The sequence below is a fragment of the Mycobacterium sp. RTGN4 genome (assembly GCF_033804635.1).
Classification (GTDB): domain Bacteria; phylum Actinomycetota; class Actinomycetes; order Mycobacteriales; family Mycobacteriaceae; genus Mycobacterium.
Genome location: NZ_JAPZLB010000001.1, coordinates 613824 through 638570 on the forward strand (window position 1 = coordinate 613824; position 24747 = coordinate 638570).

The window sequence follows — 24747 nt, forward strand, 5'->3', positions numbered from 1 at the left end:
CGGCATGAGCGACCTGACGTTCACCATCTCGGACGTAACCGCGGAGCAGTACTCGGTTACTCCCAGACTCATTGCGCGGATTGGTATCGCCTCCAGCGACGACGAGCCGATCCAGGCCATCGCGCTGCGCTGCCAGCTCCGGATCGAGCCGCTGCGGCGGCCCTATTCCGATGAGGAAGCCGAGGGACTGGTCGACCTGTTCGGCCCACGGCACCGGTGGGTGAACACGCAACGCACTTTCCTATGGCAGCACAGCACCGCGATGGTGCAGGGCTTCACCGGCGTCACCGAGGTGGCACTCCCGCTGGAGTGCACCTACGACTTCGAGGTGGCTGCGTCCAAGTATCTGCACGCCTTGCGCGGCGGTGCCATCCCACTGTTGTTCCTGTTCAGTGGAACGGTTTTCGTCCAGGGTGAGCGTGGCTTCTCGGTGCACCAGGTCTCCTGGGAATGCGAAGCCCAACACGATCTGCCGGTGACAGTGTGGACCGAGTTGGTTCGGATGCACTATCCGAACGCCGGTTGGGTGCGGCTCGGGCACGACACCGTCTCCGCGCTGGCCACCTACAAGTCTGCGCGCGGCATGCTCGACTTCGAAGACGCCATCACCACGCTTCTGGCGGAGGCGCCCCAGCTCTCCATGCCGGAACCACAGGTGGAGCGGGCCCTGTGAAGGCCACCTGGGATCGCGCACGGGCCATCGCGGACGCCGTGCTCTACGAGGGGTACCTGCTGTACCCGTACCGGGCGACCTCCAGTAAGAACCAATCCCGTTGGCAGTTCGGAGTAGTGGGACCACCCGGCGCATCCGAGCTTGGCCTCGGCGAGGACGACGCGCTGTCAGCGCAGTTTCTGATCGACGGGCACGGCGAGCTGACGCTCGTCGTGCGCTTCCTGCACCTGCAACACCGCCGAGCCGAGCGCGACTTCGGCGACGGCCGGTTCGAGCCGGTCGACGAACTGACCAGCGGACTGCAGTCCTGGGTTACCTGGGACGAGGCCGTCGAGTGCGAGCTGTCGTTCGGACCGTTTGTGCTTACCGACCTCGAGCGGCCGCGCACTCTGGAGATTGCGGTCACCAAATGCGAGCACACCGAAGGGGTCGACGGCGGCCGGCTCATCCGCACCAGGGCGGCGATTCAGGGGGAACTCAGCATCGCGGTCGCACCCGACGATGGCCTGCACCGGATCAGCGTGTCGGTCCGCAACACAGGGGCGGCCCCGGCCGACAAGGACGCTGCCATCGCCACGTCGTTGATCGGCACTCACATCATCGGTGAAGTCATTGGTGGACAATTTGTTTCACTGCTCGAACCGCCCGAATCTGCAACGGGGCCGGTGTCCCGTTGCATCCAGCACAGGTGTTTCCCGGTGCTCGCCGGGCGTCCTGGCGAACGTGACTTGCTGTTGATCTCGCCGATCATCCTCTACGACCATCCCGAAGTCGCGGAGCAGAGCGAGGGTGCACTCTTCGACTCAACCGAGATCGACGAGATCCTCACGCTCCGCGTGATGACGATGACCGACGAGGAGAAGGCGCAGGCCCGGGCGACCGACCCGTTGGCGGCCCAACTGATCGACCGGTGCGATGCGATGTCGCCCGAGGCCATGCAGCAGTTGCATGGCATCCTGCGCAACCCGCACGCCGGAAATCCCTCGGTAGCGCCCGGATTCGAGGAGTTGGACGACCAGATGAGGTCGGCAGGCCTGATCCCCGAGATCCCCGACGGCGTCGACTGGTGGGATCCGCTGGCCGACAACGCCGTACGTCCAGATGTTGATGCAGTGCTGGTGAACGGCGTGAGAGTGTCCGCGGGGAGTCGAGTGCGGCTGCGGCCGTGCCGCCGCGCTGACGCGCAGGACATCTTCTTCGCCGGTAGGACCGCGCGCGTCACCTCCGTACACGAAGACGTCGACGGCCAACAGTACGTCGGCGTCATCGTCGAGGACGATCCAGACGTCGAAATGCCCGACTCGTACGGCCGATATCTCTACTTCGCGCCGGAAGAAGTCGAGCCACTCGAACCAAGAGTAGTCAGCCCAGATAGGAGTTCATGATGGATGTAGTTGGTTGGGTCGCAGCAGGTGTCGTCGCCGTGGTCGTCGTCGGCGGAGTGGTGGTCGGGTTGCGTTCCGTCCCGGACATACGGCGATACATGAAGATGCGGAACATGTAAACAGCAGTCCACCAACCCGATGACAGCCCGCATCCTGGTCGCCGGTATCGGCAACATCTTCCTCGGGGACGACGGCTTCGGACCCGAGGCCATCCGTCGCGCCAGCCCCCGCCTTGACACGCGTCACTTCGATGGCATCGACGTCAAGGTCGTCGACTACGGCATCCGGGGCATGCATCTCGCGTATGACCTGCTGGAGCACTGGGACGGACTCATGCTCGTCGACGCCCTGCCCGATCGGGGCGCACCAGGCACGCTGCACGTCTTCGAGGCCGATCACGAAACCCTGGCGCCCACTGCTGGACTCGAAGCGCACAGCATGGATCCGGCGGCAGTGTTCGGGACCCTGACCGCGTTGGGCGGGACGGCTCCGCGGACCATCGTCGTCGGCTGCGAGGTCGCGAACATCGACGAGGGCATGGGCCTGTCCGATCCGGTGGCCGCGGCCGTGCCCGGCGCCGTCGTCGCGATGGAGGACGTGCTCACGCGGTTCGGCACGCGGCATGCTGCACCGGCCAGGGAGGGCTGAACGCCATGTGTCTGGGGATACCGGGTCAGGTCATCGGGATGCTGGACGGCTACGGCGACCAGTTGGCCCTCGTCGACGTCGCGGGTGAACACCGCAAGGTCAACATCGGCATGCTGCCCGAGGAGACGTTCAACGCGGGCGACTGGGTGATCATCCACATGGGCTTCGTGGTCGAAAAGACCGACAGGGCAGGCGCCGACAAGGCCATGGCCGGCCTGAGGCTGATGGGCAGTGGCGACGAGGACTTCTCCCCATGACCCTCCGCAGGCGGCTCCGCATATGCGTGCGCGGCGTCGTACAGGGCGTTGGTTTCCGACCATTCGTCTACACCACCGCGGCCGCACTGGGGTTGTCCGGCACGGTGCGCAACGACAGCTCGGGCGCGATCATCGAGATAGAGGGCGACGGGAGCGCCATCGCCGACTTCCAAGCCCGACTGCGGGGGCACGCTCCCCCACTGGCGGTCATCGAATCCATCGAGAGCAGCGAAATACCGCCCGTCGGCGGCACCGGATTCGAGATAGCAGACACGTCGCGCTCAGGCCGTGGCCGAACTCTTGCCTCCGCGGACGTCGCGATGTGCTCGGATTGCGCGGCCGAACAGCGCGACCCGGCCGACAGGCGGTACCGGCACGCGTTCGTCAACTGCACGAACTGCGGGCCACGGTTCACCATCATCAAGTCGCTGCCTTACGACCGCGCTACCACCACGATGGCAGGTTTCGCGATGTGCGCCGACTGTGCGCGGGAGTACGCCGACCCCGGGAACCGCCGGTTTCACGCTCAACCCGTGTGTTGTCCCAACTGCGGACCAACGCTGACCTACCGCAACCTCGAGGGCCGAACCGAGAGAGACGAGCGCGGACTGGCTAGCGCCAGGACGCTGCTGAGGGACGGCGGGATCCTCGCCGTCAAGGGAATCGGGGGCTACCACCTCGCCTGCGATGCCAGCAATGACGCCGCGGTGCGCGAGCTGCGTCGCCGAAAGCGGCGCGGCGACAAGCCTTTCGCGGTGATGGTGGCCGACCTTGCGACGGCACGCACAATCACCGACGTTGACCAGGCATCCGCGCGGGTACTGACCAGCCCTCAGCGACCGATCGCGCTGATGGCCCGGCTGCCGAACGCACCGGTCGTCGACGCCGTCGCGCCACACAATCCCGACGTCGGCGTCCTACTGGCCTACAGCCCAGTGCACACGCTGCTATTCGGACTTGCCGGCGACGAGCCGGGTCCCCACGTGCTGGTGATGACATCGGGAAACCTTGGTGGCGAACCGATCTGCTTCACGAACGACGACGCCGTAGAACGGCTTTCCGAATTGGCCGACGGCTGGCTCATGCACGACCGCGACATCCTGGTGCCGTGCGATGACTCGGTGGTACGGATGGTCAGCCTCGCCGGAGCCGAAAAACAAGACACCATCGGCGAAGCCGAGTATCCGGACGAATTCCGGGAACTCCCGATCCGCCGCTCCCGCGGCTACGCCCCGCTGCCGGTGTCCCTGCCGGTGGCGGTTACGCCGACCCTGGCAGTCGGAGCCGATCTCAAGAACACCCTGGCGGTCGCCGAGGGCAGGTACGCCTGGCTCAGCCAACACATTGGCGATATGGACGATCTCGCCACGCTCTCGGCCTTCGACGCCGCCCAACAACACCTGCGAGCGCTGACCGGTGTCGAGCCGGAAGCCTTCGTCGCCGACGCCCACCCGGGATATCGCTCGACTGCGTGGGCGAGCCGCAACTGCGGTAACAAGCCCGTCCGCCACGTCCAGCACCACCACGCACACATCGCGGCGGTGATGGCCGAGCATGGGTTCGACGGCACTGTCCAAGTCCTCGGGTTTGCCTTCGACGGCACCGGGTACGGTCCCGACGGCGCCGTCTGGGGTGGCGAAGTGATGCTCGCGAACTACAAGGAGTACCGCAGACTGGCGCACCTCAAATACGTCCCGCTGGCCGGTGGCGATGCTAGCGTGCTTCGTCCATACCGGATGTCGCTAGCCCACCTGTGGGCGGCCGGAATACCCTGGGACACCGACCTTCCGCCAGTGCGAGCGTGTCCAACCGACGAGCGCCGCGTGCTACACCATCAACTCGAGACCGGGCTCGGATGCGCCCCCACATCCAGCATGGGCAGGCTCTTCGACGCCGTCTCGGCACTGGCGGGTGTGCGTCAGGTAGTCGCGTATGAAGCTCAGGCGGCGATCGAATTCGAGGGCCTCACCCGTGGCGTCGACGGCGGGTCGACGCGATACGACTTCACGGTCGACTCCGGTGGAGCCGCGACGGTGATCGATGCTGCTCCCCTGCTGTCGGCGGTGATCAAAGATGTGCGCGCCGACGTGCCCCCGGGGGTAATCGGCGCGCGGTTCCACCGAGCGGTCGCAGACCTGATCGTCGACCTCGCCACCACGTGCGACCCCGGATCGCAGCCGGTCGCACTGTCCGGCGGGGTGTTCCAGAATGCCGCCCTGCTTCGGCTAGCCGTAAACGGGCTGCGCGCCAGGGGCTTCGACGTGATCACCCACCGCCGGGTGCCGCCCAACGATGGCGGGCTCGCGCTCGGTCAACTGTTGGTGGCGAACGCGCTATGAGAGGAGGACGCTGATGTGTCTGGCAGTTCCTGGAAGGATTCTGAGTCTCGCCGACAGAGACGGCACCCTGATGTCGCTGGTCGACTTCGGCGGCATTCAAAAGGAAGTCTGTTTGGAGTACATCCCCGACGCGAGCGTCGGAGAGTACGTCGTCGTGCACGTGGGCTTTGCGATTCAACGCCTCGACGAGGAATCGGCGAAACGCACACTGGCGGAGTTCGAGCACCTCGGCGTGCTCGACGAGGAGTTCGGTGACGGCTTCGCGCGCGCCGCGAAACAGGCCGGGCTGGCCGCACCGAGAAGCAATCCGACAACCGAGGTGAAGTCATGAAGTATCTGGATGAATTCAGCAATCCCGAACTCGCGGGCCACCTCGTCGATCAGATCAAAGCAGCCACGACGCGACGTTGGTCGATCATGGAAGTCTGTGGTGGGCAGACGCATTCGATCATTCGTCATGGCATAGACCAGCTGTTGCCAGATGAGATCGAGATGATCCATGGGCCAGGCTGCCCGGTGTGCGTCACTCCCCTGGAGATGATCGACAAGGCGCTGGAAATCGCCGCGCGGCCCGACGTGATCTTCTGTTCCTTCGGTGACATGTTGCGCGTGCCCGGCAGCCAGAAGGATCTGTTCCGGATCAAGAGCGAGGGTGGCGATATCCGGGTGGTGTACTCGCCGCTCGACGCGCTCACGATCGCACGAGACAACCCGGACCGGCAGGTGGTGTTCTTCGGAATCGGATTCGAGACCACGGCACCGGCCAACGCGATGACCGTATATCAGGCCAAACGACTTGGCGTGAAGAACTTCTCATTGCTGGTCTCCCACGTCCTGGTGCCGCCTGCGATCGCCGCGATCATGGAATCGCCGACCTGTCGAGTGCAGGCCTTCCTCGCCGCAGGCCACGTGTGCTGCGTCATGGGGACCGACGAGTACCCGGCGCTGACGGAGAAATACCGAATCCCGATCGTCGTCACCGGATTCGAGCCGCTCGACATTCTGGAGGGTATCCGGCGGACCGTAATTCAGCTGGAGTCCGGTCGCCACGAGCTCGAGAATGCCTACCAGCGGGCAGTCCAGGCTGGCGGCAACCTGCCCGCCAGGGCAATGCTCGAAGACGTCTTCGAGGTCACGGACCGCGCTTGGCGCGGCATCGGCACGATCCCGCAAAGTGGGTGGCGATTGTCTGCCGCCTACCGCGAATACGATGCGGAGCACCGCTTCTCGGTTACCGGAATCCACACCGCCGAGTCGGATATCTGCCGCTCGGGGGAAGTGCTTCAGGGCTTGATCAAGCCGCATGAGTGCGCAGCCTTCGGGAAGGAGTGCACGCCGCGAAACCCGTTGGGCGCGACGATGGTTTCATCGGAGGGGGCGTGCGCCGCCTACTACCTGTATCGGCGGCTCGAGGTGACCCATGCCTGATACTTCCGCTGAACAGTCCAAGGCGACCATCGATATGGAAGCGTGGGTCTGCCCCATGCCGCTGCGGGATGCCCCGAACATCGTGATGGGACACGGCGGCGGTGGGGCAATGTCCGGCGAACTCATCGAGCATCTATTTCTGCCCGCCTTCGGACCTGCCGCCGACGCGGGCATGGGCGACGCTGCCGTCGTCGAGGTCAACGGCGTTCGATTGGCGTTTTCCACAGATTCGTTCGTGGTGAAACCGTTGGTGTTTCCCGGCGGCACGATCGGCGACCTCGCTGTCAACGGGACCGTGAACGACCTCGCCATGGCGGGTGCCCGCCCCATGGTGTTGTCGACAGCGTTCATCCTCGAAGAGGGCACCGAACTCAGCGAGATCGCCTATGTGGCACAGACACTCGGCACGGCTGCGCTGGCAGCCGGAGTAAAGCTGGTGACCGGCGACACCAAGGTGGTGGACGCGGGCCACGGCGACGGCGTGTTCATCAACACCGCCGGGATCGGCATCGTCGACGAACGCGCCGACATCCGTCCGGAGCGCGCAGCGGCGGGTGACGTGGTCATCGTCAGCGGCGACATCGGCGTGCACGGCGTTGCGGTGATGAGTTGCCGGGAGGGGCTTGAGTTCTCGACCGCCGTCGCCAGCGACACCGCACCGTTGCACAGTTTAGTGGCGGCCATGATCGACACGGGTGCCGACGTCCACGTGCTGCGTGACCCCACTCGCGGCGGAGTGGCTGCCACCCTGAACGAGATCGCACGGGCTGCGGGGGTCGGAGTCGCGCTCGACGAGCGCACGTTCCCCATCCCCGCCGAGGTACGCGACGCGTGCGGGCTGCTCGGACTCGACCCCCTACAGGTCGCGAACGAGGGCAAGCTGCTTGCGTTCGTGCCACCGGATGACGCGGATCGGGTGCTCGCCGCAATGCATGGACATCCGTTGGGGATTCGCGCTGCGGCGATCGGCCACTGCGTTTCCGAGCATCCGGGCATGGTGGTTGCCCGGACGGCGCTCGGCGGCACCCGGGTGGTGGATCTGCCGATCGGGGAACAACTCCCCCGGATCTGCTGACGTGGGGTCGCCTACCGAGCGGCATCTCCCCCCCGGCTACCAGGAGTTCGCCCGATACGCGTTTCCGCCCAACGAACTCGGCTATTGCGGACCCGCGGACACCGAAGCGTTGTTGCGTGGCGGAGACTCGCTCGAACTGGTCGCTCGTGCAAAGGAGTTCGACGGGGCCTGGCCGTACCTGGACGCGATCGCCGACGCGGTAGGGCTTCCGGATCCCCTGACCGCCGAGGTGGTGCGCAACTACTGGATCGGCGGACCACTGCTGCAGGCCGTCGACCCCGTCGCGTTGCTCAGTAGGCTACGAACGTCCTTTGCCGGCCAGGTGACGGGGCTGCTCGATGCATTGGAACCCGGGCAGGCGTTGGCGCATCACAGTTTTCACGTGTTCGTCGTGTACCCATGGATCCGCTTCCTTGATCGCAACCCCACCAAGCCGGTCCAGGTCATGCAGGACTGCCGCATCCGCTGGGGCACGGTTCAGTCGGTAGAGGGCGACCATGCGGTGATCGATTCACGGCCGCTGGTGTTCGTGGGCGGCGCGCTCGGACTCGGCGCGCCCATCCCCGAGCGGGTGCGCTGGCGCAAGGACGGCACGTCGCTGGCCCCGGCGCCAGTTCCTGGCCAGACGGTGTCGGCCCATTGGGGCTGGGTGTGCGGGCTCCTCGAGGACGGCGAAGGCGACGCGTGCGCCGCGGCCACCCAGGCGAGTTTGGACATCGTCAACGCCGTCAGAAGTCGACTCTGAACGCTTCACCACTCGTTGCGGGGCACGTCGAAGTCGGCGCACAGCGCCCGCCACACCTCGCGAGGGTCGATGCCGTCCTCAATGGCCTGTGCAGCGGTGCGGCCGCCAAAACCGCTCAAGACGTGGTCGACGAGCATGGAGCCACCTCGCACCGCGCCGAACCGGTCTTCGACGAGTACGTGGAATTCGGTCAGCCGCACGGGACCAATTTACGCGGACGCTTCCAAAGCTTCATGGCACACCCGTACCGGATCGGCGACGTCGGCGACACTGGCGCCCGCCCGTCGGGCGGCGGCGCGGTACCCAGGCGACGCAAGCACTTCGCCCGCCGCGTCCGCCAACGCGGCTGCGGCCAGAGGCCGGACGAGCACCGCACTACCTTGTCGCACAACACGATTCGCGATCTCCCATTGATCTCCCCCGCCGGGCACCACCACCATTGGGACGCCCGCCAGCAGCGCCTTCGCAACGATGCCGTGACCACTTCCACAGATCGCCAGGTCGGCCCGCGCCAGCAGGTCGTCCTGCCTGCCCAGCCCGACCGTCGCCCACGGCGGGACGGTGACGTCGGGTCCACGCAGCCGCGACACCACCACGCGCGCGCCCACCGCCAGCGTCGAGCCGGGTCGCAGCACGTCCAGGGCCAGTTCGGCCAAGCCCTGCGTCCCCGTCGTCGCCGTGGACGGCGCCACCACCACCACGGGTCCGTCGCCGGGCGGAATGTCCAATACCGCCGACGTCGGCTCGAAGTGCAGCGGTCCCACCACGACGGCCTCGGCGGGCCAGTCGGGACGGGGCACCTCGAGCGCGGGCAGCGTCGCGATCAGCCGGCGAACGGGGCCGGGATCGGCCGCGGGCAGTCCGATCTCGACGCGGGCGGCAGCGCGCTCGCGTTCGCCAAGGCGCACCGACCGGGCCGTCAGCGCGCGCATCACCGCGTCGCGCAGTCGCCCCCGCACGCCGACACCCGGCGCGAGCCCGCTACCCAGCGGTGGAAGTCCCTTCGATGGCAGATAGAGGGGGTGCGGATTGAGCTCGACCCACGGCACTCCCAGTAGTTCGGCTGTGAGGCCACCGCACACCGTGATCACGTCGGAGACCACGAGCTCAGGGGCCAGTTGCCCCATCTGCGAGAGGTTCAGCACCGCCATCCGCGCGGCGCGCTGGTGGAGCTTCGCTCCGTCGTCGGCGTCGTCGTCGGCCTCCGTGGCGTCCAGGCCCGCTAGTTCGACCGCCGCCACTCCCGCGTCGCGGGCGGTTTCCAGCCACTCGACGCCGGTCAACAGCGTCACCACGTCGCCTGCGGACTGCAGCTTCAGGCACAGCGCGAGTGCCGGGAATGCGTGTCCAGGATCCGGCCCGGCGACCACCGCGACGCGCATCGCCCTACCCTGCCACAGCCCTGATCGGGCCCAAGACGGAGCGCTAGGCTGGCGGACATGACCGAGCAGACGATTAGCACTGACTCCTCCGTCGACAATGCGCGAATCGTGGAGGACTTCCTCAACGCGCTGCAAGGCCAGGACTTCGACGCGATCGACCGCCTCCTCGCCGACGACCTCGTCTACCAGAACGTCGGATTCCCGACCATCCGCGGCGGCGCTCGCGTTCGGAAGATGCTCCGCGGGATGGAGGGCCGGATGGGATTCGAGGTGAAGTTCCACCGCAACGTGGCCGAAGGCAGCACCGTGCTCAACGAGCGCACCGACGTCATGGTCTTCGGACCACTCCGCGTGCAGTTCTGGGTGTGCGGCGTGTTCGAGGTACGCGACGGCCGAATCACCCTGTGGCGGGACTACTTCGACCTGTTCGACTGCACCAAGGCCATCGTCCGCGGAATCGTGGGGGCGGTCGTGCCCGCACTGCGCCCGAAGTTGTGATGAGCGCGCCCACCACCCGAACCCGACCGAACGCGTTCGAGTACGTCACCTACTGCTACGGACGACGACTGCCCGCGTCGATGAACCAGTGGGTGGCCGACGACCTGGCCGGGCGCGGCGCCACGATCCGGTTGATGGTCCGCATGGTCATTCCCGCGATACTGATCCTGGCGCCGTTCTGGTTCATTCCGACGACGCTCGTCGTGCACCTGTCCATGACGGTGCCGATCCTGATCCCGTTCGTGTATTTCTCCCACGCATTGAACAAGGTGTGGCGGCGGCACATGCTGCGCAAGCACGGGCTGGACCCAGCCCTCGTCGACTTCATCGCCCGCCAACGCGACGCGCCAAAGCACGAGGCCTACATCAAGAAGTACGGACCGCGATCCGGACCGCCAAGCAGCCAGGACGTCTGAGCTTCACGCGCGGCGCAGGTGTCCTAGTTCGTCGAACGCCTGGGCCCACCCGGTCAACCGATCGGTGGCATCGGCGAGTTCGTGCCGGTAGCGCAGCGCCGACATCGGCGAGCTCGACATCGACCCGGAGTTGGCCGCAGACACCAACTGCGCTGCGGCGGTGACCATTTCGTCGTACTGCCGCGCCCCACTGTCGAGTTGGGCGACGAACGCACGGATCGTGGGTGTCAGGTGGGCACGAGATCGTGGAGCGGCATTGGCGGCCCGCTCCATCGACACCACCTCGCCCGCCGTGGCCGTCATGGTGGCCGCGGTCTGGTTGGCGGCCGTAGTCACCTCGAGAAGTTCGTCCTCGGGCAACATCTGGCCGCGTTGCATGACGCCGAGCAAGGAAAACAGTCCCCGCTCGGCCGAGGCCAGCGCCGCCATGGGATCGCGGGCCGCCGATCCCCACGGCGGTAGCCGCCTGAAGGTGCGTTCCGGCGGCAGCGGGGTGCCCTTGAGCCACCGGTAGCGCATGAAGGCCAGCGTGGCCCAGAACGCGGCGCCTGCGGCAATGGCGCCTGGGATCAGCAGTGCCCAGGCCGGCGTGCTCCAGGAGGCGAGCACCGCCGTCACCGTGATCCAGAGGCCCGTGGACAACGTGAAGAACCAGCCCGCCCGAAGAGCCCAACGGCGCTTGCGCAACAACTTGGCGCGCTGATCGGCCGCCGCACCCAGCTTCTGTGCCACGACGTCGGACAGTTCCGCGGCGGTATCGACCCCGCGCTGCACCAAGGTGCGCCAGCCCTCTGCGCGTCCACTCCTCGAATCGTGTGCCATGTTCGGTGAATGTTACTGCGGTAAGGGGTTTTCCGGTGTCGCGGCGGGCGGAGCTGCGGCCGGCGTGGCCGGGGCGCCTGCATTGCCCGACGGCAGCGCGTCGCCGCGCATCGACGCCCGGATCTGTTCGAGCCGGGAGTGTCCGGCCATCTCGACGCTGGCCTGCTGGATCTCCATCATCCGACCTTGCACCGAACCCGTGGCCAGTTCCGCGGCCCCCATCGCGTTGGCGTAGCGGCGTTCGATCTTCTCCCGGACCTCGTCCAGGCTGGGCGTGTTGCCGGGCGCTGCGATCTCGCTCATGGAATTCAGCGAGGCGCTGACCTGCTCTTGCATCTTGGCCTGCTCGAGCTGGCTGAGCAGCTTGCTGCGCTCGGCGATCTTCTGCTGAAGCACCATCGCGTTCTGTTCGACGGCCTTCTTGGCTTGCCCGGCGGCCTGCAACGCCTGGTCGTGCAGCGTCTTGAGGTCCTCCACGCTCTGCTCGGCGGTGACCAGCTGAGCCGCGAATGCCTCGGCCGCGTTGGTGTACTCGGTGGCCTTGGCGGCATCACCCGCGGCAGTGGCCTGGTCCGCCAGGGTCAGTGCCTGGCGCACATTGACCTGAAGCTTCTCGATGTCGGCGAGCTGCCGGTTCAGCCGCATCTCGAGCTGACGCTGATTGCCGATGACCTGTGCGGCCTGCTGGGTCAGCCCCTGGTGCTGACGCTGGGCCTCCTCGATGGCCTGCTGGATCTGCACCTTCGGGTCGGCGTATTCGTCGACCTTGGAGCTGAACAGCGCCATGAGGTACTTCCACGCCTTGGTGAACGGGTTGGCCATCGGTTCGTTCCGCCTTCGTGTGTCGTGCCCGGCGACGGGCTCGAGTGGTTGCGCTAGGTGTCAACTTATCGGTTCTGCGGACGTGACCACACCCCTTGTGGGCGAATTCCGCGTTCCGCGGGCACTAGCGCTTAGGCAACCGCCATCGACACGACTTGCGGGATGACGACCTTGGTGCTGACGTCGATGTTCGAGGTGCTGGCGGCCATCGCGTCGGCCGGGACGCGCTCCTGAAGGGCCATCGACTCCCCTGCGTCGGTCAACACCCGAGACAACGGAACCTCGAGCGCTCCGCAGATGGCGCTGAGCAACTCGCTGGACGCCTCCTTGCGGCCCCGTTCGACCTCCGAGAGGTAACCAAGGCTGACGCGGGCGTCATCGGACACCTCACGCAGGGTCCGGCCCTGTTCCATCCTGACTCGACGCAGCACGTCGCCGATCACCTCGCGCAGCAATGTCGTCATCGCGCTCTCCTTCGCCTCGACGCTCTCTACGTTCCAGAACGCATGTGCGCTGCGAATTGGTTCCCGACGGCTGAAAGTGTCAGTGACCTGCGGTGCGAGTTCGCGAAGCACGGACGGCCGAGACGACGTAGTCAACGCCCGTGACCACGGTCAGGACGAGCGCGGCCCACATGATGACCCACGCGGCGGTATGCCACATCCCGGACAGCGGCAGGATGAATAGACCGATTGCAATGGCCTGGACCAGCGTCTTCAGCTTGCCGCCCCGGCTGGCCGGGATGACGCCATCGCGCAGCACCGCAAAGCGCAACGCCGTCACGCCGAGTTCGCGGACGAGGATCACCACCGTGACCCACCACGGGAGGTCGCCGAGCAGCGAAAGCCCGATCAGCGCCGCCCCGATCAGCGCCTTGTCGGCGATCGGATCGGCGAGCTTGCCGAACTCCGTGACCAGGTCGTAGGTGCGAGCCAGCGCCCCGTCGAACCGGTCGGTGATGACCGCCGTGGCGAAGATCACGAAAGCGACTATCCGCCAATTCGTTTGGTGTCCGTCGCCGACGAAGAGCGCCACCAGGAATACCGGGACCAACACCATCCGCAACCCGGTCAGCAGGTTCGCGACGTTCGCCACGCCGACCCGCGGGACAGCGGGGTTCACTTCAGGCTGACCCGTCACCGCAACAGAATATCGTTTGCGCCAGCCGATATTCTCGCAGCGTGAGCGACGCGCCCCAGATCGAAGGTTTGGCGGTTCGCCGTGCCCGTACTTCCGACGTCCCCGGGGTCAAGGCTCTGGTCGACATCTACGCCGGGCGCATCCTGTTGGAGAAGAACCTGGTGACGCTCTACGAGGCCGTCCAGGAGTTCTGGGTTGCGGAGCTCGACGGGGAGCTCGTCGGCTGCGGTGCGCTGCACGTGCTGTGGTCTGACCTGGGCGAAGTGCGCACGGTCGCGGTACATCCGAAGGTTCGCGGCAAAGGCGTCGGACACGCCGTCGTCCGGCATCTGCTCGCCGTGGCACGGGAACTTCACCTCGAACGGATCTTCGTGCTCACCTTCGAGGTCGGCTTCTTCGGCAGCCACGGGTTCAAGGAGATCGACGGCACCCCGGTCACCGCCGAGGTGTACGAGGAGATGTGCCGTTCGTACGACATCGGCGTGGCGGAGTTCCTCGACCTGTCCTACGTCAAACCCAACATCCTCGGAAACTCGCGCATGCTCTTGGTCTTGTAGCCGCGACGGTTCGGACCGCTTCTAGAACTCGTCCTCGGCGTCTGCGCCGTTCGCGTCCGCGCCGCCGCGGATCAGCATCAGCGTGCCCGCGAGTTCGTCCGGCTTGACCAGCACCTCGCGGGCCTTGGAACCCTCGCTGGGCCCCACGATTTGGCGCGTCTCCATCAGGTCCATCAGCCGGCCCGCCTTGGCGAACCCCACCCGCAGCTTGCGCTGCAGCATCGAGGTTGACCCGAACTGCGAGGACACCACGAGTTCGACCGCCTGCAGGAAGACGTCCATGTCGTCACCGATGTCGGGGTCGGCGTCGGTGCGCTCGCCGGTCGGCTTGGCCGTCGTGACACCGTCGGTGTAGTCCGGTTCGGCCTGTGACTTGGTCGCTTCGACCACGGCCTGGATCTCCTCATCGGAGATGTAGGCGCCCTGGAGGCGGATCGGCTTGTTGGCGCCCATCGGCAGGAACAACCCGTCACCCATGCCGATCAGTTTCTCGGCGCCAGGCTGGTCGAGGATGACCCGACTGTCGGTGAGCGACGAGGTGGCGAACGACAACCGCGACGGCACGTTGGTCTTGATCAAACCGGTGACGACGTCGACCGACGGCCGCTGAGTGGCCAGCACCAGATGAATGCCAGCGGCGCGCGCCTTCTGGGTGATGCGCACGATCGCATCCTCGACGTCACGCGGCGCCGTCATCATCAGGTCGGCAAGCTCGTCGACGATGGCGAGGATGTAGGGATATGGCTTGTACACGCGCTCGCTGCCCAGTGGCGCCGTGATCTCGCCGGACTTCACCTTCGCGTTGAAGTCGTCGATGTGGCGCACCCGGTTGGCCTGCATGTCCTGGTAGCGCTGTTCCATCTCCTCGACCAGCCAGGCCAGGGCCGCGGCCGCCTTCTTGGGCTGCGTGACGATGGGCGTGATGAGGTGCGGAATGCCTTCATACGGCGTGAGTTCCACCATCTTCGGGTCGATGAGGATCATCCTGACCTCGTCCGGGGTGGCCCTGGTGAGCAACGACACCAGCATCGAGTTCACGAAGCTCGACTTGCCCGAACCGGTCGAGCCTGCGACGAGCAGGTGCGGCATCTTCGCCAGGTTGGCCGAAATGAAGTGGCCCTCGATGTCCTTGCCAAGCCCGATGACCAACGGGTGGTGGTCGCGGCGCGTCGTCGGAGCGGTCAGCACATCGGACAGCCGAACCATCTCGCGATCGGTGTTGGGAACCTCGATGCCGACCGCGGACTTGCCGGGAATCGGCGCGAGCATGCGCACACTCTCGGTGGCAACGGCGTAGGCGATGTTCTTTTGCAGCGCCGTGATCTTCTCGACCTTGACTCCCGGGCCGAGTTCGACTTCGTAGCGCGTGACCGTCGGGCCACGGGTGCACCCGGTGACGGCGGCGTCGACCTTGAACTGTTCAAGTACCGACCCGATGACCTCGACCATCTTGTCGTTGGCGGCGCTGCGCACCTTCGGCGGATCCCCCGCCTCCAACAGATCGAGCGACGGCAGTGTGTACGGCCCCTCGACGACGCGGTCCAGTGGCACGGTGTCCTGCTTCTTGGCGACCTTCTTGCGCCGGGCCGGCCGGACGGCAGGTTCGGGGATGGTCGGGGCCTCGTCGAGCGGGTAGTTGTCCATCGGCGAGCCGGCAGGCAGGTCGGGTTGGCTGGCCGCCGGCCACGCCTGTCCACCGTCGTATCCGTCCGGATCGTCGTAGTAGCCGTCGGAGAAGTCGTCGGCCTGCTCGGGCGCGTCGTCGTACTCGTCGTCGTCGTAGTACTCGTCGTCATCGTGATGAGCACCGATGCCCAGCCAGTTGCTCAGTGCGGACGGGGCCTCTCGGATGGTCGTCCCCGTCATCAACAAGACCCCGAACAGCAGCCCGATGATGAGCAAGGGGGTCGCGATCCACGGCGTCAGCCCGTCGGACAGCGGGCCGCCAATGGCGAAGCCAACGAACCCTCCGGCGTGCTGACGGGCGAAGGGCTCCTGAGGCGCTCCCGACCAAAGGTGCCAGAGCCCCAGCGCCGGCAACCCGATCATCGCGGCGCCGAGGACGAGTCGCGGGCGCGCCTCGGGCTGCGGTTCGCTGCGCATGAGGATCACCGCGAGCGCGGCGAGCAGGATCGGGACGAGCACGACAGCCCCGCCGATGACGGTCCGGAGGGCGGTGTCTATCCACGCGCCGACCGGACCGGCCGCTCCGAACCAGGTGCTAGCGGCGACCACGACGGCGATGCCCAGCAGCGCCAAGGCGATGCCGTCCCGCCGATGCCCGGGCTCTAGATCACGGGCGCGGCCCACCGAGCGGGCGGTGGTTCCGGCCCCCTTGGCGACCATCAGCCACCCGGCGCGCGCGGTCCGGCCGACCGCGGAGCCCGCGGTTCCGATCGGCGAAGCCTTGCGTCGTGGCGCCGGTTTGCGTCGTGGGGCGGGCCGCGCTGGGCGGGCTGACGCGCGCGAACCGGCCTTTGACCTGGTCGAACGGGCACCCGAGCGGGCTGCGGTCTTACTAGCCATGGCCATCAGCCTAGTCGCAATAGCCCCATATTCACCATCAGCCACACTGGTCACAGGTCGATTCCAATGTTTGTAGCTGGGCTTCCTATCAGTAGGGTGGACAACTGTCCGGCTACACCCGTGAAACTCGCTGAGGAGTCTCATCCATGCCCGTCGTCGTTGCCACCTTGACCGCCAAGCCCGAATCCGTCGACACGGTGCGGGAAGCCTGCACGACCGCAATCAAGGCCGTGCATTCGGAGCCCGGCTGCGACCTCTACGCGCTGCACGAGGCCGACGGCACGTTCGTCTTCGTCGAGCAGTGGGCCGACGATGACGCACTGAAGACCCACAGCACCGCCCCGGCCATCGCCGCCCTGGTCGGCGCGATCGGAGAGCATCTGGACGGCGCGCCCGACATCAAGGTGTTGGCGCCCGTCGTCGCCGGCGATCCGGCCAAGGGCCAACTGCGGCCCTGACGAGCGTTTGCGCGAGGAAGCGAGGAGCACGTTGGGATCGCTGAGCGGCAAGGTCGCATTCATCACTGGCGCGGCCCGGGGACAAGGCCGCGCCCACGCGGTCAAACTGGCGTCCGAGGGTGCCGACATCATCGCGGTTGACCTCTGTGACCAGATCGCATCGGTGCCCTACCCCATGGCCACGCCCGACGACCTGAACGCCACGGTCAAACTCGTCGAGGAGGCCGGCGCCCGCATCGCCGCGCACGAGGCCGACGTTCGCGATCGCGACGCGCTCAAGACGGCGCTGAAGGCAGGCGTCGAAGAGCTCGGCGGACGGCTAGACATCGTGATCGCCAACGCAGGTATCGCACCCATGGCCGGCGAGGACGCCTGGCAGGACGTCATCGACGTGAACCTCACCGGCGTCTACCACACCATCGACGTCGGAATGCGCCCAATGATCAAGGCAGGCAACGGCGGAGCGATCGTGTTGACGAGTTCGGTGGCCGGCCTGGTGGGCCTCGCCGCTCCCCAAGCCGGCTCCATCGGCTACGCCGCCGCCAAGCATGGCATGGTCGGGCTCATGCGGGTGTACGCGAATCTCCTTGGTTCGCTGGACATCCGGGTGAACTCGATTCACCCCGCGGGCGTCCGAACCCCGATGATCGAGAACGAGTTCACCAGGAAATGGCTCGAGGACATGGCCAATGACGTCGGCGGCAACAGTTCGGTGCAGATGGACACCATCGAAGCGGAGGACATCGCCAACACCGTGGCCTGGCTGGTGTCCGATGCGGCCCGCCACATCACTGGTGTGACGTTGCCCGTCGACGCGGGCTACACCAACAAACGCTGACGAGCGATGGCCCGAAACCCGGAAGCGCAGACGGCCTTTGGTCCGATGGTGCTATCGGCGGTCGAACAGCACGAGCCGCCGGGCCGTCGGCTCGTGGACGATGACCTCGCGGCGGCCTTCCTCCCCGTCGCGCTGAGGGCGTTGGTGGCCGCAACCCGGCTGGCCCCGTTGCGACGCGCCGTCATCAAGCTCTCTGAGAGGTCCGGGCCCGGAATGTGGGCCAACATGGCGTGCCGCAAGCACTACATCGACGACAACCTCAAGCAGGCGCTGGGTGACATCGACGCGGTAGTGGTCCTGGGCGCTGGATTCGACACCAGGGCATACCGACTCGCCCGCCGCAGCGACACTCCGGTCTTCGAGGTCGACCAACCGCTCAACGTCGACCGCAAGAAGAAGGTGGTCGCCAGGGTGCTGGGAACGCCCCCGGCCTCAGTGCAGCTGGTGCCCGTCGACTTCGAACGCGACGACCTGATGGCGACCCTCGCGTCGCACGGCTATCGGCCCGAGTACCGCACCTTCTTCGTGTGGGAAGGCGTGACGCAGTACCTGACTGAGTCGGCCGTGCGTGCGACGTTCACGGAGTTGGCCCATGCGGCTCCCGGCAGCCGACTAGACTTCACCTACGTGCGACGCGAGTTCATCGACGGCGACGAGCTTTACGGTGCGCCGGGGCTGTACAGGAACTTTCGGCAGCGGCGTCAGGTGTGGAAGTTCGGCCTGGTGCCGGAGGACGTCGCGGACTTCATCGCGCCGTACGGCTGGCGACTGATCGAGCAGGTCGGACCCGACGAGTTCATGAACCGCTACGTTCGGCCGTCCGGCCGCACCCTCGACACGTCCCCGCTCGAATGGTCGGCCTACGCCGAGAAGATCTAATCGATCTCGAGCACGGTCGGCACGATCATCGGCTGACGGCGGTAGACCTCGCCAACCCATTTGCCGATCGCGCGGCGCACGGCTTGCGCGATCCGCGTCGGGTCGGTGACCTTTTCCGCGGCAAGGCCTTCCAGCGCCTCGGCGACTTTGCGGGTCGCCGGCTCCAGCGCCTTGGGATCCTCCGAGAAGCCACGCGAATGCAGCTGCGGCGGAGCGGCCAACTTTCCGGTTCCGCGGCGGACGACCACGGTGACGCCGATGAAACCCGATGCCAGCGTGAGGCGTTCACCGACGATGGCATCGCCGACGTCGCCGGTGATCAGTCCGTCGACGAACATCTTGCCGACGGGCACGGCTCCCGCGATGGATGCCTTCCCACCGACAAGGTCGACGCTGACGCCGTTCTCGGCGAGCACGATCGACTCCTCGGGCACACCCGACTTCACCGCCAACGCGGCATTGGCCCGGAGGTGGCGCCAGGTGCCGTGCACCGGCATCACGTTGCGCGGCCGGACTCCGTTGTAGAGGAACAGCAGTTCCCCGGCGTAGGCGTGACCCGAAACGTGAATTCGCACCTGCCCGTTGGTCACGACGCGAACCCCGATCTTGGCCAGCGCATCCAGTACGCCGAAGATCGCCTCCTCGTTGCCCGGGATCTGCGACGACGACATGATGATCAGATCGCCCCGGGTCAGCGTGATGCTGCGGTGTTCGCCGCGCGACATCCGCGACAGTGCGGCCATCGGCTCGCCCTGCGTCCCTGTCGTGACCAGCGTGACGCGTTCGGGCGGCAGCATCTCCGCGGCGCCGATGTCGATGACGTCGTCGTCGGCGACGGTGAGGAAGCCGAGCTCCTTGGCGATGCCCATGTTGCGCACCATCGACCGACCAACGAACGACACCTTGCGCCCAAGGGCCACCGATGCATCGATGATCTGTTGCACGCGCGCGACGTTGGAGGCGAAGCAGGCGACGATGACCCGCCCCTCTGCGCCGCGGATCAGCCGGTGCATGTTCGGCCCGATCTCGCTCTCCGAGGGCCCGACGCCAGGAATCTCGGCGTTCGTCGAATCGCAGAGGAACAGATCGACCCCGGCGTCGCCGAGGCGCGACATTCCCGGGAGATCGGTGGGACGCCCGTCCAACGGCAGCTGGTCGAGCTTGATGTCACCGGTGTGCAGCACCGTCCCAGCGCCGGTGTACACGGCGATCGCCAGGGCATCCGGGATCGAGTGGTTGACGGCGAAGTACTCACACTCGAACACGCCGTGTTTGCTGCTTTGGTGTTCGGAGACCTCCACGAACACCGGCTTGATGCGATGCTCACGACACTTCGCCGCCACTAGCGCCAAGGTGAACTTCGATCCGACGACCGGGATGTCGGCACGTAGCTTCAGCAGGTGCGGGATGGCTCCGATGTGATCCTCGTGGGCGTGGGTCAGTACCAGCGCCTCGATGTCGTCGAGGCGGTCCTCGATGTGGCGCAGATCGGGCAGGATCAGATCGACACCGGGCTCGTCGTGGCCCGGGAACAGCACCCCGCAGTCGATGATCAGCAGTCGGCCGAGGTGTTCGAAAACGGTCATGTTGCGGCCGATTTCGCTGATGCCGCCGAGCGCGGTCACCCGCAGGCCGCCGGGAGCCAGTGGCCCGGGCGGCGTCAGCGGAGCCGTCGGCGCTTCGCCGGTGCTCGCCGGAGTGGTTCCAGCCGCGGCGCTCATCGGAGCACGCCAGCGGCGCGCATGTCGGCTGCCAGCGCCTCGATCTGATCCGGCGTGGCCGGAATCTGCGGCAGCCGCGGATCGCCAGTCTCGATGCCCTGCAACCGAAGTCCTTCCTTGGCCATCGTGACGCCTCCGAGCCGGTTCTGCGCATCGTTGAGTGCGCCGAGCGTCACGTGGCACTTGCGCGCGGTGGCCACGTCACCGGAGGTGAACGCCGACAACATGTTTCGTAACTGGCTTGCGGCGAGGTGACCCCATACGCTGATGAAACCCGTCGCGCCCATCGCCAACCATGGCAGGTTCAGCGCGTCGTCCCCGGAGTAATAGGCCAGTCCGGTCTCGGCCATGATCATCGCGCCGCCGTGTAGGTCACCCTTCGCGTCCTTGATGGCCACGATGTTCGGATGCGCTGCCACCGTGCGGACGGTGTCCCATTCGATCGGCACTACCGATCGTGGCGGGATGTCGTAGAGCACGATTGGAAGCTCGGTCGCATCCGCGACGGCGGTGAAGTGCGCAACGAGTCCGGCCTGAGGCGGCCGCGAGTAATAGGGCGTCACGACCAGCAATCCGTGCGCGCCGTGGGCCGCACAGGCCTTGGCCAGCCGCACGCTGTGTGCGGTGTCGTAGCTGCCTGCTCCGGCGATCACTCGGGCGCGGTCACCGACGGCTTCGAGCACCGCATCCAACAGGGCGAGCTTCTCGTCATCGGTGGTGGTCGGCGACTCACCGGTGGTGCCGGACACCACCAGCCCGTCGCATCCCGAGTCGACCAGATGAGTCGCTACCTTCTTCGCGGCGGCCACATCGAGCGAGCCGTCCGGGCCGAACGGCGTCACCATGGCAGTCAGCACGGTGCCCAGGCGTGCGCTGACGTCGATTCCGCTGGTGCTCACGGGCGTCAAGGCTACCCGCTCGCGCGAGGTCTTCCTGTGGGTGTTGCTCAGTCGACGAGCATGCCTGCGCGGCGCATCGCGGTGGCGATGTGCTCGAAGTCGATGCCGACGTGGGCACGGGCCAGCGCGTCCGCGCGATCTTCGTGGCCGTCGGCGATCGCGGCGATCAAGTCCTCGTGCTCGTGAAGCGAGCGCTGCTCCATCTGCCGCATGGTCGACGGCTCGCCCCACAGGTGGGCGGGCGCGCCAATGCTGATCGAGGCCTCGAGGTCGACGAGCACCTGCTTGAGCACTGGATTGTGGGCCGCCTCCATGATCGCCAGGTGGAGCCTGCTGTCGGCCTGCTGGGCCGCGAGTCCGCTGCTTGCGGTCCGATATTCCTCCAACGCGGCCCGAAGCTCGGCGACGTCAGCGGTGGTTCTGGCCTCGGCTGCGGCTCGACAGATTGCGCCGTGTAGCCGACAGATGGCGTCGCAGCGATCGCGCAGCTCGCCCAGTCGGATCGACAGCGTGCGTCGGACCGCGTCGGTGGACGACTCAGGCCACTGGTCCACCACGTACGAGCCGCCCCCACGCCCCCTGCGGGTCTCCAACAGTCCGCGTTCGACCAGACGGGCGAGGGCGGCCCGCACGGTCATGCGTCCGACCCCGAGGGCAGTGGCGAGTTCCCTCTCGACCGGCAGTCGCGCGCCGGGCAGGTATTCGCCGATCGCGATGGCAGTGACGAGCCGATCGGTGATCTCGTCGACCCGCGAAGGCATCGCGAGCTGCTGAGCAAGCAACCCCGACAGCGGCCCCGCGACCTGTTCGGCCATCTGCGCGATCCCCTTCCCCTCGATACGGGAATGTTAATTCGCCGCAATGGTCTTGCGATAAGACCATTATGGGTTCATTGTGAGCTCCATGGCCGTTCTCACCCACACGGTGCCGTTCCGGAACTTCGAGACCTGGGTACGAATCACGACGCCGGAGACGCCAAGACCAGACACCCTTCCGTTGATCGTGCTCCACGGCGGGCCAGGGATGGCCCACGACTACGTCCGCAACATCGCCGCACTCGCCGACGAAACCGGACGTCGAGTCATCCACTACGACCAACTCGGCTGCGGCCACAGCACCCACCTACCCGACGCGCCACGGGACTTCTGGACCCCGGACCTGTTCGTGGACGAGTTTCACACCGTCAGAACCGAATTGGGAATCGACCGATATCACCTGCTTGGGCAGTCCTGGGGCGGAATGCTGGGCACCGAGATCGCCGTTCGTCAGCCCGAGGGACTGGTCAGCCTGTCGATCTGCAACTCACCGGCATCGATGCAGTTGTGGGTCGAGGGCGCCGGGGAACTTCGCGCGCAGCTACCTCCCGACACGCAAGCAGCCCTGGATCATCACGAGACGGCAGGCACCGTCTCCGATCCGGAGTACCTCGCCGCCACGATGGAGTTCTACCGCCGCCACGTGTGCCGGGTCGAGCCGACGCCATCGGACTTCGTCGACAGCGAGCGCCAGATGGAGGCCGAGCCGACGGTCTACCACACCATGAACGGCCCCAACGAGTTTCACGTCGTCGGCACCCTGCGGAACTGGACCGTGATCGACCGATTGGACCGAATCTCCGTCCCGACGTTGGTGATAGCCGGTGAATTCGACGAGGCCACCCCTGCCACCTGGCGCCCGTACGTCGAGCTCATCCGCGACGCCCGCAGCCATGTCTTCGAGGGCGCGAGCCACTGCACGCATCTCGAGCAACCCGAGGAGTTCCGCGCCGTCGTCGCCGCGTTTCTCGCCGAGCACGACCCCGCCTGAGCAACCTTCGACGGACAGGACAGCCCCATGACCAAACCCGACGCGCCCACTCCCGCGGCCCAGCGCACGCTCGAATCATTCGGCTACGCACAGGAACTCAACCGTTCGGTGTCGACGCTGGACCTACTCGTCTACGGACTGGTGTTCATGGTGCCGATCGCGCCGTGGGCCATCTTCGGCACCGTCTACAACAGCGCCTCGGGCATGGTGCCGCTGGTGTACGTCATCGGCTTGGTGGCGATGGTGTTCACCGCGTTGGCCTACGCACAGATGGCGAAGTCGTTCCCGTTGGCCGGCTCGGTGTTCTCCTACGTCGGCCGCGGCGTGCATCCTGGGCTCGGCTTCTTTGCAGGCTGGGCCATCCTGCTGGACTACCTGCTGGTGCCGACCCTGCTGTACGTGTTCGCCGCCGAGTCCATGATCGGACTGTTTCCCGGTACCCCGCGATGGTTGTGGGCCGTCGTGTTCGTCGTCGTCAACACGATCATCAACCTTGCCGGGATCGGCTCGCTGAAGATCGCCAATCGCGTGTTCCTGGCCATCGAGCTCGTCTTCGTCGTCATCTTCGTCGTCATCGCGGTGCGGGCGATCAACGGCGACAGCCTGCCCAACGTGGGCTGGAGCACGCTCCCGATCTGGGACTCCAACACGGTGAGCGCGCCCCTGATCGCGAGCGCCCTGTCCATCGCCGTGCTGAGTTTCCTTGGGTTCGACGGTATCTCGACGCTCGCCGAGGAATCGACGGGACGCAAGAACCCGGCGGGCCGAGCAATGATCATCGCGCTGTTCGTGGTCGCGTTCCTGTTCGTCACACAGACCTGGCTGGCCAGCCTGCTCGCCGGGGGCCGAGAATCGTTCAGCGACGACGAGCTTGGCAACGCCTTCTTCACGCTAGTGCAGGCGGCGTCGAACACCGGATGGATGAACGCGTTCTTCGCCGTCAATGTGATGGCGGTCGGGTTCGCCAACGCGATGGCCGCGCAGGCCGCCACCAGCAGACTGCTGTATTCGATGAGCCGCGACGGTCAGCTGCCGAAATTCCTGTCCAAGATTAGCAGCCGGAAGGTACCGATCTCCGCGATCCTGGTGGTCAGCGCGCTCAGCATCGTGCTTGTGCTGTTCTTCGTCGGCCAGATCGGGTTGATCTCGTCGTTGGTGAACTTCGGTGCGCTCTTTGGCTTTTGCCTGCTGCACATCTCGGTGGTCTGGTACTACCTGGTCCGCCAGAAGTCGAAGAACTACCTGCTGCACCTGGTGGTCCCCACGTTGGGTTTCTTGATCATCGCCTTCGTCTTGTTCAATGCCGACGCGCTAGCCAAGATCGGCGGGCTGGTGTGGTTGGTCATCGGCGCTGTGGTGTTCGCAGTCAACGTATTTCGCGGGAAGGGCGTCCCTGAATTGGCCGAGGAATCCGCGGACACCTAGGCGCTAAG

28 protein-coding genes are annotated in these 24747 nt (G+C 66.3%); 18 read left to right on the forward strand and 10 right to left on the reverse strand.

The genetic code is table 11. The annotated features are described in order from the left end of the window. The first annotated feature begins 4 nt into the window (after positions 1 to 4). Genes SLQ30_RS02980 through SLQ30_RS03020 form a run of 10 tightly spaced genes read left to right on the forward strand, consistent with a single transcriptional unit; the run spans position 5 to position 8550 of the window. A complete protein-coding gene (locus SLQ30_RS02980; RefSeq protein ID WP_319445332.1) occupies positions 5 to 673 on the forward strand; it encodes a DUF6084 family protein in 669 nt (222 codons plus the stop codon). Beyond that, positions 670 to 2058 (forward strand): hypothetical protein, encoded by a 1389-nt coding sequence (locus tag SLQ30_RS02985; RefSeq protein WP_319445333.1) that lies wholly within the window; start codon positions 670 to 672, stop codon positions 2056 to 2058. The genes SLQ30_RS02980 and SLQ30_RS02985 overlap by 4 nt, the downstream gene beginning before the upstream one ends. Then, positions 2058 to 2177 carry a DUF6893 family small protein gene (locus SLQ30_RS33070; RefSeq protein WP_413467901.1) on the forward strand — a complete coding sequence of 40 codons (120 nt, stop codon included), beginning with the start codon at positions 2058 to 2060 and terminating at the stop codon, positions 2175 to 2177. Before SLQ30_RS02985 ends, SLQ30_RS33070 begins: the two co-directional genes overlap by 1 nt. Before the next feature lie 19 nt (positions 2178 to 2196). Beyond that, positions 2197 to 2706: a hydrogenase maturation protease gene (locus tag SLQ30_RS02990; protein ID WP_319445334.1), complete on the forward strand. Its 510-nt coding sequence runs from the start codon at positions 2197 to 2199 to the stop codon at positions 2704 to 2706. Positions 2707 to 2711: 5 nt separating this feature from the next. Next, the gene (locus SLQ30_RS02995; RefSeq protein WP_319445335.1) at positions 2712 to 2963 is read left to right on the forward strand and encodes a HypC/HybG/HupF family hydrogenase formation chaperone; all 252 of its coding nucleotides are present in this window, start codon (positions 2712 to 2714) and stop codon (positions 2961 to 2963) included. After that, a complete protein-coding gene (gene hypF / locus SLQ30_RS03000) occupies positions 2960 to 5302 on the forward strand; it encodes a carbamoyltransferase HypF (protein WP_319445336.1) in 2343 nt (780 codons plus the stop codon). Before SLQ30_RS02995 ends, hypF begins: the two co-directional genes overlap by 4 nt. A gap of 13 nt (positions 5303 to 5315) precedes the next feature. After that, entirely contained in the window at positions 5316 to 5633 is a 318-nt protein-coding gene (locus tag SLQ30_RS03005) for a HypC/HybG/HupF family hydrogenase formation chaperone (protein WP_319445337.1), read from the forward strand. Further along, a complete protein-coding gene (hypD, locus tag SLQ30_RS03010) occupies positions 5630 to 6730 on the forward strand; it encodes a hydrogenase formation protein HypD (protein WP_319445338.1) in 1101 nt (366 codons plus the stop codon). Before SLQ30_RS03005 ends, hypD begins: the two co-directional genes overlap by 4 nt. Continuing rightward, a complete protein-coding gene (gene hypE / locus SLQ30_RS03015) occupies positions 6723 to 7805 on the forward strand; it encodes a hydrogenase expression/formation protein HypE (RefSeq protein ID WP_319445339.1) in 1083 nt (360 codons plus the stop codon). The genes hypD and hypE overlap by 8 nt, the downstream gene beginning before the upstream one ends. Before the next feature lies 1 nt (position 7806). Then, on the forward strand, positions 7807 to 8550 hold the full coding sequence (locus SLQ30_RS03020; RefSeq protein ID WP_319445340.1) for a DUF6390 family protein: 744 nt from the start codon (positions 7807 to 7809) through the stop codon (positions 8548 to 8550). Positions 8551 to 8555: 5 nt separating this feature from the next. Here SLQ30_RS03020 and SLQ30_RS03025 read toward each other — a convergent pair whose 3' ends face one another. Continuing rightward, complete coding sequence (locus tag SLQ30_RS03025; RefSeq protein ID WP_319445341.1) at positions 8556 to 8750, reverse strand: DUF3046 domain-containing protein; 195 nt, start codon at positions 8748 to 8750, stop codon at positions 8556 to 8558. Positions 8751 to 8759: 9 nt separating this feature from the next. Continuing rightward, a complete protein-coding gene (locus SLQ30_RS03030) occupies positions 8760 to 9932 on the reverse strand; it encodes a nucleotide disphospho-sugar-binding domain-containing protein (RefSeq protein ID WP_319445342.1) in 1173 nt (390 codons plus the stop codon). Between the two features lie 48 nt (positions 9933 to 9980). Between SLQ30_RS03030 and SLQ30_RS03035 the strand changes: the two genes are divergently transcribed. Next, entirely contained in the window at positions 9981 to 10430 is a 450-nt protein-coding gene (locus SLQ30_RS03035) for a limonene-1,2-epoxide hydrolase family protein (protein WP_319445595.1), read from the forward strand. After that, positions 10430 to 10846 carry a DUF5313 domain-containing protein gene (locus tag SLQ30_RS03040; RefSeq protein ID WP_319445343.1) on the forward strand — a complete coding sequence of 139 codons (417 nt, stop codon included), beginning with the start codon at positions 10430 to 10432 and terminating at the stop codon, positions 10844 to 10846. Before SLQ30_RS03035 ends, SLQ30_RS03040 begins: the two co-directional genes overlap by 1 nt. Positions 10847 to 10849: 3 nt before the next feature. Here SLQ30_RS03040 and pspM read toward each other — a convergent pair whose 3' ends face one another. The 4 genes from pspM to pgsA form a co-directional block, all read right to left on the reverse strand. Next, positions 10850 to 11668 (reverse strand): phage shock envelope stress response protein PspM, encoded by an 819-nt coding sequence (gene pspM / locus SLQ30_RS03045; protein ID WP_319445344.1) that lies wholly within the window; start codon positions 11666 to 11668, stop codon positions 10850 to 10852. Positions 11669 to 11680: 12 nt separating this feature from the next. Beyond that, positions 11681 to 12490, reverse strand: coding sequence for a phage shock protein PspA (gene pspA, locus SLQ30_RS03050; protein WP_319445345.1), 810 nt, complete (start codon positions 12488 to 12490; stop codon positions 11681 to 11683). Between the two features lie 131 nt (positions 12491 to 12621). Beyond that, a complete protein-coding gene (gene clgR, locus SLQ30_RS03055) occupies positions 12622 to 12954 on the reverse strand; it encodes a transcriptional regulator ClgR (protein WP_319445346.1) in 333 nt (110 codons plus the stop codon). Between the two features lie 79 nt (positions 12955 to 13033). Further along, positions 13034 to 13630, reverse strand: a complete 597-nt coding sequence (pgsA, locus tag SLQ30_RS03060; RefSeq protein ID WP_319445347.1) for a CDP-diacylglycerol--glycerol-3-phosphate 3-phosphatidyltransferase — start codon at positions 13628 to 13630, stop codon at positions 13034 to 13036. Between the two features lie 41 nt (positions 13631 to 13671). Here pgsA and SLQ30_RS03065 point away from each other — a divergent pair, with 41 nt between their 5' ends. Then, positions 13672 to 14187 carry an amino-acid N-acetyltransferase gene (locus SLQ30_RS03065; protein ID WP_319445348.1) on the forward strand — a complete coding sequence of 172 codons (516 nt, stop codon included), beginning with the start codon at positions 13672 to 13674 and terminating at the stop codon, positions 14185 to 14187. Between the two features lie 21 nt (positions 14188 to 14208). Here SLQ30_RS03065 and SLQ30_RS03070 read toward each other — a convergent pair whose 3' ends face one another. Further along, positions 14209 to 16767 carry a DNA translocase FtsK 4TM domain-containing protein gene (locus tag SLQ30_RS03070; protein ID WP_413467902.1) on the reverse strand — a complete coding sequence of 853 codons (2559 nt, stop codon included), beginning with the start codon at positions 16765 to 16767 and terminating at the stop codon, positions 14209 to 14211. A gap of 92 nt (positions 16768 to 16859) precedes the next feature. Here SLQ30_RS03070 and SLQ30_RS03075 point away from each other — a divergent pair, with 92 nt between their 5' ends. The 3 genes from SLQ30_RS03075 to SLQ30_RS03085 are packed head-to-tail and all read left to right on the forward strand — an operon-like array spanning position 16860 to position 18888. Then, positions 16860 to 17171, forward strand: coding sequence for a putative quinol monooxygenase (locus SLQ30_RS03075; RefSeq protein ID WP_319445350.1), 312 nt, complete (start codon positions 16860 to 16862; stop codon positions 17169 to 17171). A 31-nt stretch (positions 17172 to 17202) separates the two neighbouring features. Next, complete coding sequence (locus SLQ30_RS03080) at positions 17203 to 18009, forward strand: mycofactocin-coupled SDR family oxidoreductase (RefSeq protein WP_319445351.1); 807 nt, start codon at positions 17203 to 17205, stop codon at positions 18007 to 18009. A gap of 6 nt (positions 18010 to 18015) precedes the next feature. After that, the gene (locus tag SLQ30_RS03085; protein ID WP_319445352.1) at positions 18016 to 18888 is read left to right on the forward strand and encodes an SAM-dependent methyltransferase; all 873 of its coding nucleotides are present in this window, start codon (positions 18016 to 18018) and stop codon (positions 18886 to 18888) included. Here SLQ30_RS03085 and SLQ30_RS03090 read toward each other — a convergent pair. The 3 genes from SLQ30_RS03090 to SLQ30_RS03100 are packed head-to-tail and all read right to left on the reverse strand — an operon-like array spanning position 18885 to position 22323. Then, positions 18885 to 20609 (reverse strand): ribonuclease J, encoded by a 1725-nt coding sequence (locus SLQ30_RS03090; RefSeq protein WP_319445353.1) that lies wholly within the window; start codon positions 20607 to 20609, stop codon positions 18885 to 18887. The two genes, SLQ30_RS03085 and SLQ30_RS03090, sit on opposite strands and share 4 nt — an antisense overlap. Next, a complete protein-coding gene (gene dapA, locus SLQ30_RS03095; protein WP_319445354.1) occupies positions 20606 to 21508 on the reverse strand; it encodes a 4-hydroxy-tetrahydrodipicolinate synthase in 903 nt (300 codons plus the stop codon). The genes SLQ30_RS03090 and dapA overlap by 4 nt, the downstream gene beginning before the upstream one ends. A gap of 47 nt (positions 21509 to 21555) precedes the next feature. After that, the gene (locus tag SLQ30_RS03100; protein WP_319445355.1) at positions 21556 to 22323 is read right to left on the reverse strand and encodes a FadR/GntR family transcriptional regulator; all 768 of its coding nucleotides are present in this window, start codon (positions 22321 to 22323) and stop codon (positions 21556 to 21558) included. An 88-nt stretch (positions 22324 to 22411) separates the two neighbouring features. Between SLQ30_RS03100 and SLQ30_RS03105 the strand changes: the two genes are divergently transcribed. Together SLQ30_RS03105 and SLQ30_RS03110 are read left to right on the forward strand one after the other, a co-directional pair. Beyond that, complete coding sequence (locus tag SLQ30_RS03105; RefSeq protein WP_319445356.1) at positions 22412 to 23314, forward strand: proline iminopeptidase-family hydrolase; 903 nt, start codon at positions 22412 to 22414, stop codon at positions 23312 to 23314. Between the two features lie 27 nt (positions 23315 to 23341). Further along, entirely contained in the window at positions 23342 to 24739 is a 1398-nt protein-coding gene (locus SLQ30_RS03110) for an APC family permease (protein ID WP_319445357.1), read from the forward strand. Positions 24740 to 24747 lie beyond the last annotated feature (8 nt).